At 71.7% G+C, this 6097-nt stretch carries 4 protein-coding genes and 2 pseudogenes; 5 read left to right on the forward strand and 1 reads right to left on the reverse strand.

Going from position 1 to position 6097, the window contains the following annotated elements; all coding sequences use genetic code 11:
- The 4 genes and pseudogenes from AOJ26_RS33580 to AOJ26_RS33595 form a co-directional block, all read left to right on the forward strand.
- Nucleotides 1–259, forward strand: a pseudogene (locus tag AOJ26_RS33580) (glycoside hydrolase family 2 protein); the annotation flags it as partial.
- Nucleotides 256–1293 (forward strand): LacI family DNA-binding transcriptional regulator, encoded by a 1038-nt coding sequence (locus AOJ26_RS33585; protein ID WP_053852148.1) that lies wholly within the window; start codon nucleotides 256–258, stop codon nucleotides 1291–1293. The pseudogene AOJ26_RS33580 and the gene AOJ26_RS33585, both read left to right, overlap by 4 nt.
- A gap of 118 nt (nucleotides 1294–1411) precedes the next feature.
- On the forward strand, nucleotides 1412–2638 hold the full coding sequence (locus tag AOJ26_RS33590) for a thiolase family protein (protein ID WP_053852149.1): 1227 nt from the start codon (nucleotides 1412–1414) through the stop codon (nucleotides 2636–2638).
- Entirely contained in the window at nucleotides 2635–4761 is a 2127-nt protein-coding gene (locus tag AOJ26_RS33595) for a 3-hydroxyacyl-CoA dehydrogenase NAD-binding domain-containing protein (RefSeq protein WP_053852150.1), read from the forward strand. The genes AOJ26_RS33590 and AOJ26_RS33595 overlap by 4 nt, the downstream gene beginning before the upstream one ends.
- Nucleotides 4762–4849: 88 nt before the next feature.
- On the opposite strand, the gene AOJ26_RS33600 is transcribed toward AOJ26_RS33595, so the two are convergent.
- Entirely contained in the window at nucleotides 4850–5878 is a 1029-nt protein-coding gene (locus tag AOJ26_RS33600; protein WP_078960131.1) for a hypothetical protein, read from the reverse strand.
- A 70-nt stretch (nucleotides 5879–5948) separates the two neighbouring features.
- Here AOJ26_RS33600 and AOJ26_RS33605 point away from each other — a divergent pair.
- Nucleotides 5949–6097 (forward strand): annotated as a pseudogene (locus AOJ26_RS33605) (NTP pyrophosphohydrolase); the annotation flags it as partial.

Genomic DNA, 6097 nt, shown 5'->3' on the forward strand with positions numbered 1-6097 from the left:
CTCCCCCGACCGTGAGATCCCCTACCCCCGGCCCGAGTTCGACGTGACGGTGGCGCCGGGTGCGGTGACGGTGACGGCCCGTACGCTCGTACGGGATCTGCTGTTGCAGGCAGACCGGCTGGATCCGGCGGCCCGGGCCGACCGGGGGCTGGTGACGTTGCTGCCGGGCGAGCGGGTGACCATCGGGGTCAGCGGGTGGCAGACTCCCGATCCGGACGCCGCCCGGTCCGCCCTGTACTGCCTGGAGCCCAGCCGATGACAGCCCAGCCGACCTCCCGCGTCACCATCAAGGACGTCGCCGCGCGCGCCGGGGTGTCCAAGGGGGCCGTCTCCCTCGCCTTCAACCAGAAGCCCGGGCTGTCGGAGGCGACGCGGGACCGGATCTTCCGGGCGGCGCGGGAGCTGGGCTGGGCACCGAACCTCACCGCGCGGACGCTGGCCGGGTCACGGGTGGACGTGGTGGGTCTCGCGATCTGCCGGCCGGCGCGGCTGCTGGGACTGGAGCCCTTCTACATGGAGTTCGTGTCGGGCGTGGAGAGCGTGCTGATCGAGCGGAACTGCTCGCTGCTGCTGCGCCTCGTGCGCACCGTGGAGGAGGAGGTCGGTCTCCAGGAGTCGTGGTGGCGGGGACGGCAGGTCGGGGGATCGATCCTGGTCGACTTCCGGTCCGACGACCCGCGTGTCGCGGCGGCCGAGAGGCTGGGGATGCCGGTGGTGGCCGTAGGGCATCCGTCGTTCACCGGGAACCTCACCTCCGTGTGGACCGACGACGCCACCGCCGTGACGGAGGCCGTGCGGTATCTCGCGGCGCTGGGGCACCGGCGGATCGCCCGGGTGGGCGGGGCGGCGGCGCTCGGGCACACGGCGACACGGACGGCCGCGTTCGACGAGACGGCGCGCGGGCTCGGCCTCGCGGGGGCCTGGCAGGTGACCACCGACTACTCCGGAGAGGCCGGGGGGCGGGCCACCCGGTCCCTGCTGACCGCGCCGCCGGCGGACCGCCCGACGGCGATCGTCTACGACAACGACATCATGGCGGTGGCCGGACTGTCGGTCGCCGCGGAGATGGGGCTGCACGTGCCGCGGGACGTCTCCCTGCTCGCCTGGGACGACTCCCAGCTGTGCCGGCTCACCCACCCCACGCTCTCCGCGATGAGCCACGACGTGCACGGATTCGGCGCGGACGCGGCCCGTACCCTGTTCGGAGTGATCACCGGGGAGGGACCCGGATCGCACCCGGTGCCCACTCCGGTGCTGACACCGCGGGGCTCCACGGCGCCTCCCGCGGTGTGACCTTCGCCGCTCCCGCCTCCAGGGGTGGGCAGTCACGTTACTCATAAGTAGCATGGGTCCTGAGCGCGCGCTCAGCGCATCGCAGCAGTGCAGATCCCGCATCTGGAGGAGAGCCATCGTGCCTCGTACCGTCAGGGACGTCGTCTTCGTCGACGGCGTCCGCACCCCGTTCGGCAAGGCGGGCCCGAAGGGCATCTACCACGAGACCCGCGCCGACGACCTCGTCGTGAAGGCGATCCGGGAGCTGCTGCGCCGCAACCCCGGTCTCGACCCCAAGAAGATCGACGAGGTCGCCATCGCCGCGACCACGCAGATCGGTGACCAGGGCCTGACCATCGGCCGCACGGCGGGCATCCTCGCCGGTCTGCCGCAGTCGGTGCCCGGTTACTCCATCGACCGCATGTGCGCCGGCGCGCTGACCGCCGTCACCACGGTGGCCGGTTCCGTGGCCTTCGGGGCGTACGACATCGCCATCGCCGGCGGTGTCGAGCACATGGGCCGTCACCCCATGGGCGAGGGCGTGGACCCGAACCCGCGGTTCGTGAGCGAGAAGCTGGTCGACGAGTCCGCCCTGTTCATGGGCATGACCGCGGAGAACCTGCACGACCGGTACCCGACGATCACCAAGCAGCGCGCCGACGAGTACGCCGTGCGCTCCCAGGAGAAGGCCGCCAAGGCGTACGCCAACGGCAAGATCCAGGCCGACCTGGTCCCGATCTCGGTCCGCCGCACCAACCCCGAGGCCGGTGAGACGGGCTGGGGCCTGGTCACCGCCGACGAGCCGATGCGCCCGGGCACGACCCTGGAGAACCTCTCCGGTCTCAAGACCCCGTTCCGTGTCCACGGCCGGGTCACCGCCGGCAACGCGGCCGGTCTGAACGACGGTGCCACCGCCTCGCTGATCGCCTCCGAGGACTTCGCCCGCGAGAACGACCTGCCGGTGAAGATGCGCCTGGTCTCGTACTCCTTCGCGGGTGTCGAGCCGGAGGTCATGGGCTACGGCCCGATCCCGGCCACCGAGAAGGCCCTCGCCCAGGCCGGCCTGTCGATCTCCGACATCGGCCTGTTCGAGATCAACGAGGCCTTCGCCGTCCAGGTCCTCGCCTTCCTGGAGCACTACGGCATCGCGGACGACGACGAGCGCGTCAACCAGTACGGCGGCGCGATCGCCTTCGGTCACCCGCTGGCCTCCTCGGGTGTGCGTCTGATGACGCAGCTGGCCCGCCAGTTCGAGGAGCAGCCCGAGGTCCGCTACGGCCTGACCACCATGTGCGTCGGCTTCGGCATGGGCGCGACGGTCATCTGGGAGAACCCGAACCACAAGGACGCCGGAGGCAGCAAGTGAGCACCACTGAGCTCTTGAAGGGTGCGGCCGAGCTGTTCCCGGACGAGGTCGTCACCCAGGCGCACGTACGCCACCTGGACCTGCCGTTCAACGCGGGGCGCTTCGCGCTCATCACGCTGGACAACGGCTTCGACCACACCAAGCCGACCACCTTCGGCCCGGCCTCGCTGGCGAACCTGAACACCGCCATCGACCAGGTCGAGAAGGAGGCGTCGGCCGGCGAGATCGTCGGTGTCGGCATCACCGGCAAGCCGTTCATCTTCGCCGTCGGCGCCGACCTCAAGGGCGTCGAGCTCCTCAAGGAGCACAAGGACGCACTGGCCATCGGCAAGGGCGGCCACGAGGTCTTCAAGCGCCTCGCGGGCATCGCGGTGCCGACCTTCGCGTACTACAACGGCGCGGCGATGGGCGGTGGCGTCGAGGTCGGTCTGCACTGCACCTACCGCACGGTCTCCGCGGCCCTGCCCGCCTTCTCGCTCCCCGAGGTCTTCCTCGGCCTCGTCCCCGGCTGGGGCGGCTGCACCCTGCTGCCGAACCTGATCGGCGCCGAGAAGGCCGTCTCGGTCATCATCGAGAACTCCCTCAACCAGAACAAGCAGCTCAAGGGCGCCCAGGTCTACGAACTGGGCATCGCCGACGCGCTGTTCGAGGGCGCGGACTTCCTGGAGCAGTCCCTGCTGTGGACGGCGTCCGTCCTCAAGGGCGAGATCGTCATCGAGCGCCCGGCGATCGACCGCGGTGAGGCCTGGGACCAGGCCGTCGCCAAGGGCCGCTTCGTCGCGGACTCCAAGGTGCACGGGGCCGCCCCGGCCGCCTACCGCGCCCTGGACATCATCGAGGCCGCCAAGAACGGCGACCTCCAGCAGGGCTTCGACGCCGAGGACCAGGCCCTCGCCGACCTCATCATGGGCGGCGAACTGCGCTCCGGCATCTACGCGTTCAACCTGGTGCAGAAGCGCGGCAAGCGTCCCGCGGGCGCCCCGGACAAGAACCTGGCCCGCCCGGTCACCAAGGTCGGTGTCGTCGGCGCCGGTCTGATGGCCTCCCAGCTCGCGCTGCTCTTCCTGCGCCGCCTGGAGGTGCCGGTCGTCCTGACCGACATCGACCAGGAGCGTGTCGACAAGGGTGTGGGCTACGTCCACGCCGAGATCGAGAAGCTGCTCGGCAAGGGCCGTATCAACCAGGACAAGGCGAACCGCCTCAAGGCCCTGGTCACCGGTGTGCTGGACAAGGCGGAGGGCTTCTCCGACGCGGACTTCATCATCGAGGCCGTGTTCGAGGAGATCGGCGTCAAGCAGCAGGTGTTCGCGGAGGTCGAGGCGGTCGCCCCGGCGCACGCGATCCTCGCCACCAACACCTCCTCCCTCTCCGTCACGGAGATGGCGTCGAAGCTCAAGAACCCCGAGCGGGTCGTGGGCTTCCACTTCTTCAACCCGGTCGCGATCCTCCCGCTCCTGGAGATCGTCCGCGGCGAGCAGACCGACGACGCCTCGCTGGCCACCGCCTTCGCCGTCGCCAAGAAGCTGAAGAAGACCGCGGTGCTGGTCAAGGACGCCCCGGCGTTCGTCGTGAACCGCATCCTGACCCGCTTCATGGGCGAGATCCAGAACGTCATCGACGAGGGCACCCCGGTGGCCGTGGCGGAGAAGGCGGTGGAGCCGCTCGGCCTGCCGATGTCCCCGCTGGTCCTCCTGGAACTGGTCGGCCCCGCGATCGGTCTGCACGTCTCGGAGACCCTCAACCGGGCCTTCCCGGACCGCTTCACGGTCTCCCCGAACCTCGCGGCGGTCGTCGAGGCGGGCAAGCGCGGCTTCTACGTCTACGACTCCGGCAAGCCGGAGCTCGACCCCGAGGTCGCCGCACTCCTCAAGCAGGGCGATGTCGTCCTCACCGAGGAGCAGGTCCGCGAGCGCGTCCTGGACGCCGTCGCCCAGGAGATCGGGCTCATGCTCGACGAGGGTGTCGTCGCCGAGGCCCAGGACATCGACCTCTGCCTGATCACGGGCGCCGGCTGGCCCTTCCACCTGGGCGGCATCACGCCGTACCTGGACCGCGAGGGTGTCTCCGAGCGCGTGAACGGCAAGAAGTTCCTGGCTCCGGGCGTGGCGTCGGTTCCGGCGTAAGCGTTCCGCGTACGACCATGAGGAGGGCCCCCGCCGCGGCGGGGGCCCTCTGTCGTACACCGGTGCACCGGACCGGGCCGGCGGGGGCTCAGACCTCCTGCCAGGCCGCCAGGGCCAGTCCCGGCTCGTCCTTCTGCCGGGCGATCCGCAGGTCCCCGTCAGGGGTCACCGTGGCGGCGGTGACACGGCCGTCCGCGTCCTCGGCGAGGGCCACGGCCGTGCCCGCCGGCACCTGCGGGCCGGACTCCGTCCACCACAGGCCCGCCGACTCCTGCTCGGTCGGACACGCGGCGAAGGCGACCCGGCCGGAAGCCGAACGCTGGGCGAGCAGGGTGCAGTCGTGGCCCTCCAGGGTGCAGCGCAGCAGCGCCACCGGGCCGGGCCCGGCCGCCGCCAGCAGCGGCACGGGTTCCGTGTCAGGACGCCAGGCGTGGAGCATGCCCTCGGGGTCCGCGAAGAACAGCGTGGTGTGCTCCTTGGAGGTGGGCAGCGCGCTGAGCGTGCCCGGCTCCACGCGCACCGGCAGCGGGTCGGCCGGGACGGGAGGGGCCCCCGCCTCCCCCGGGAGCCAGCGCAGAATGCCCGCCGGACCGGTGCCGTACAGCTCGACGCGGCCCGACTCCCCCGTCACGGCGGTGAGTTGCTCGTGCACGTCGGTCCCGCCGAGGTCGGCCCAGGCGTTCCAGCCGCCGCGTTCCTTCTGGATGAGGGCGCGCACGCCGTGGCCGCGGTCGCGGACGAAGACGTGGGCGCGGCCCTCCGCGTCGACGGCCACGGCGGGCGGGCCGGTGCGCGCGCCGGCCCTGTCGGGATGGCCGACCGGGTTCCAGTCGAGGGCGGCGAGGTGGACGCGGAAGTGCGTGGAGTGGACGAGGCCCGCTTCCTGGGCCTTGGTGGGCCGCCAGGCGACGAGGTGCGCGTAGCCGTCGGAGCCGTGTCCCACGGCGAGTCCGGGATGCAGGCGCTGGTCGCCGCCGACCTTGCGCCAGGGCAGCCAGGTGTCGCCGCCCGGGCGGCGTTCCGCCCTGCACCACACCGCCTCGTCACGGGTGGCGTAGACGCCGAGTCGGCCGTCGCGGGCGCGGATGAGCCAGTCGCCGTTCACTGTACGGACCATTGACACGGGTCCACTCTAATCCGGCGGCCGGCGCCGTCCTCGGGTGGGCCGGGCGTGGGACGCTGGGGGCATGAGTGACGTGCTGCTGGTCGTCGTGGATGCCGCGAACGTCGTCGGGTCGGTGCCGGACGGGTGGTGGCGGGACCGGCGGGGCGCGGCGGAGCGGCTGCGGGACCGGCTGGCGGTGGACGGGGTGCCGGGGCGGGACGGACCGCTGGC

The organism is Streptomyces sp. NRRL B-24085 (assembly GCF_001282115.1).
GTDB lineage: Bacteria > Actinomycetota > Actinomycetes > Streptomycetales > Streptomycetaceae > Streptomyces.

Coding starts and splice junctions, on each gene's coding strand:
- AOJ26_RS33600 (WP_078960131.1), bottom strand. CDS start 5,878: ATGGTCCGTACAGTGAACGGCGACTGGCTCATCCGCGCCCGCGACGGC.
- AOJ26_RS33585 (WP_053852148.1), top strand. CDS start 256: ATGACAGCCCAGCCGACCTCCCGCGTCACCATCAAGGACGTCGCCGCG.